The following is a 2,329-nucleotide window of genomic DNA, read 5'->3' as shown; positions in this document are numbered from 1 at the left end:
CGCGCCTCCGGGGGAGGGCGGCTCTGCGGGGGAGAACGTCCCGCGGACCGGGCGAGCCAGTGGAGCGGGGATCGGCGGCGGGGAACGGCGCGATCCGAGTCGTATCGTGGCACATCGCGACCCGCCCGGACAGCGGTTCCGGCCGCCTCGCGCACGCGGATCGGCGCGCCGTATGACGCGGGCGGTCGCGCTCGGGGTCCGTGATCCCGTAGAGTCGAGACATCTCCTGGGCGATCGCCCGAATTCCACGGCTGAGAAGTCGCACGACGACGAAGAGACTCAGCCCCTGATAGAGACCGCACCGACCGAGAGCATCGTCCTCGGTCGTCCGGTTCGAACGCCCGCCTCGCACGCGGGTACCGCCCTTCACAGGACGCCGCGGAAGCCGCGCCGTTCCTCGTTCGACCCCCGCTCCACTGGCTCGCCCGGTCCGCGGGACGTTCTCCCCCGCAGAGCCGCCCTCCCCCGGAGGCGCGAGCTCAGCCCCTAGACGACCCGGACGACTCCGGCAGACGCGTGTTTCACCCGCGGAGGCCGAGTCGAGCGGGTACCGCACACTCGTGCGGACTCTGACGACGCCGGCCTCGGTCGGCGTCATTAACACATAAGGAAAAGAAATGCCTACTGGCACCGTTAAGTGGTTCAACTCCGAAAAGGGCTTCGGCTTCATCGCTCCCGACGACGGAGGCGCCGACGTGTTCGCGCACTTCTCCGCCATCGCGAAGCAGGGCTACCGCGAGCTCGTCGAGAACCAGCACGTCGAGTACGACGTCGAGCAGGGCCGCAAGGGCCCGCAGGCCGCGAACATCCGCGGCGTCGGCGAGTAATCTCCGACTTCCGACGCCCCGTCGACCAGGATCCCCGGATCCGGTCGGCGGGGCGTCCGTCGTTGACGGGGTGATCCCGCCCTCGGCCGGCGGAGGCGAGAGCCGTGTCACCCCTCCGGGCCGCAGGATCGGTATCCTCTCCGTGGCGGCTCCCGAGCTCACGGAGCCCGCGACGCCGTCCGGGACTCCGGCGCGTCGGCACGACTTCACGGCGGAGACAATGGGACGACTGATCTACGGACCGCAATCACTCGAGATCGACTTCGAGGACCGGCTCCTCGCGCACCTCAAGGTCGCGATGTTCACCAAGATGCGGCGGAACGAGTCGTTCAGCCTCTCCTGGAGCGAGCCGGAGTCGTCCGGCTACGGCCGCAGCTCCGTCTGGGTGCACCCGACGACTCCGCTGCACTTCCGGTTCCACGGCAGCAAGCGGCCGTCGCTGAACCGCCTGTGGATCGAGCAGTTCATCGCGAGCGCGAACAACACCGGCGAGATGACCGTGGTGCCGGAGCCGGCCGAGGGCTCCTGACCCGCGACGCTCCTCAGACCACGAGCGGCCGGGCCGTGTGCACGAGCTCCTCGTGCGGCAGGGCTCGGAGACGCTCGGCGATCTCGGCACGGGCGCCCGCGTCGACCGACGCCCGGGCGTGCTCCTGCGGCCGCAGCGGCGTGAGGGTGACCAGGTCGGCGTGACCGGTCGCCAGGTCGAGCCGCTCGGGCAGGCCGGGGCTGCGCAGACCCAGGAGGACGCCGACGGTGCCCTGCTCATCGGTCCAGGCGGGCGGCGCCGCGACGTTCGCGAGCCGCGCCGTGTCGAGGGAGCTGCGGCAGCACACCCCCTGGAGGGCGGCCCGTCGGGCGGCCTCGTACAGCAGGCGGAAGTGCCAGTGGTTCCAGAGCTCGGCGGTGGGGACGCCGCGGACGGCGGACGTCTCGAGGCACAGCTCGAGGCCGAGACCAGTGCCGGGATGCTCGAGCCGGTCGAAGGGATCGCTCAGCCCGTCGGTAGCGAGCACCACGGAGGCGCCACAGTCGACGCGCAGGAACGCACGGTGATCGGTGGGCCAGCGCGCGCCGCCGCGGACGCCGGGATCCTCGGTCGAGACGACGACGGTGCGATCGAGCGCACCCACTCCGCGCCAGGCGTCGGCCCGGTCCTCCGCCACCGCCTCGGCCAGCGCCCGCCTCTCGTCCTCGGTCCATCGGACCTCACGAGTGCGGTTCAGGAACAACGACATGGGACTCCCCGTCCGCGCGACCGGCGTGCCGCGCTCCCGGAACGCTACGGCGCCCACCCCTGCTCCTCCTCCGAGCAACCGGAACGCCAGCTGTGTTTGTTGCGCGGCGGTCCCCGCCCGCCGCGGCGCGGTCGGCTCCCAGGAGTGGCCGGGCAGGTGGAGCGGGTCGCGACCGGCTACGCCGAAACGCTGGAACGCGTTTCGACGGTTCGCCTCCGGCGGTGTTCACTCCCGCGGCGGTCCCCGCCCGCCGCGGCGCGGTCG

General features: G+C 71.9%; 3 protein-coding genes. 2 read left to right on the top strand and 1 reads right to left on the bottom strand.

Going from position 1 to position 2,329, the window contains the following annotated elements; all coding sequences use genetic code 11:
* The first annotated feature begins 617 nt into the window (after nt 1-617).
* Both C5C33_RS13585 and C5C33_RS13580 read left to right on the top strand, forming a co-directional pair.
* Nucleotides 618-827: a cold-shock protein gene (locus C5C33_RS13585; protein ID WP_055786246.1), complete on the top strand. Its 210-nt coding sequence runs from the start codon at nt 618-620 to the stop codon at nt 825-827.
* A gap of 142 nt (nt 828-969) precedes the next feature.
* Nucleotides 970-1,356, top strand: coding sequence for a hypothetical protein (locus C5C33_RS13580; RefSeq protein WP_258059373.1), 387 nt, complete (start codon nt 970-972; stop codon nt 1,354-1,356).
* 13 nt (nt 1,357-1,369) lie between these two features.
* Here C5C33_RS13580 and C5C33_RS13575 read toward each other — a convergent pair whose 3' ends face one another.
* The gene (locus tag C5C33_RS13575; protein WP_104261357.1) at nt 1,370-2,065 is read right to left on the bottom strand and encodes a hypothetical protein; all 696 of its coding nucleotides are present in this window, start codon (nt 2,063-2,065) and stop codon (nt 1,370-1,372) included.
* Nucleotides 2,066-2,329 lie beyond the last annotated feature (264 nt).

The organism is Rathayibacter sp. AY1H3 (assembly GCF_002932015.1).
The sequence above is the reverse complement of the archived record's forward strand: the minus strand, read 5'-3'. Positions and strand labels throughout refer to the sequence as shown.